Source organism: Paenibacillus sp. 05T425 (assembly GCF_056396205.1).
On sequence record NZ_JBFTLA010000051.1, the window covers coordinates 1 to 613 of the forward strand.

A 613-nucleotide genomic window follows, 5' to 3' on the forward strand; every position below is an offset into this window, starting at 1 on the left:
CGTCAAACGTTACCCCGGCGTAAGCATCGATCTGCAAATGCTCGACCGCACGGTGAACCTGGTGGATGAGCGCATCGACCTGGCCATCCGCACCAGCAACGACCTGGACCCGAACCTGATCGCCCGGCGCCTGACGGTGTGCCGCTCGGTGATCTGCGCCTCCCCCGCTTACCTGCGCGAGCACCCGGCGCCGCAGCGGGTCGAAGACCTGAGCCTGCACAATTGCCTGACCCAYTCCTACTTCGGCAAAAGCCTCTGGCATTTCGAGCAGGATGGCGAACMGGTYTCGGTGCCGGTRCAGGGCAACATCAGCGCCAACGARGCCAGCACGCTGYTGCGCGCRGCGATSGCCGGCGCCGGGGTGGCGATGCTGCCCAGTTACCTGGCCGGCATGCATATCCACAGCGGCGAACTGATCCGCCTGCTGCCCCAGGCCGAGCCCCGTCAGATGAACATCTATGCGGTGTATGCCTCACGCAAGCACATGCCGGTGGCGTTGCGCAGCATGCTGGATTTTCTGGTGCTCAGATTTCCCGAAGAACCGGCATGGGATGTGGGCCTTTAACCGGAGTGAATGTGGGGTGGTTTTGATGGCAACTCACCGGCGCTGACC

Annotated in this window: 1 protein-coding gene; it reads left to right on the top strand. The window is 63.5% G+C overall.

Translation table 11 applies throughout. The features are described 5' to 3' along the window. Positions 1 to 565: substrate binding domain-containing protein (locus AC1DF0_RS31995; protein WP_477577579.1), on the top strand; the 565-nt coding region annotated here is incomplete at its 5' end. Positions 566 to 613: the final 48 nt, after the last annotated feature.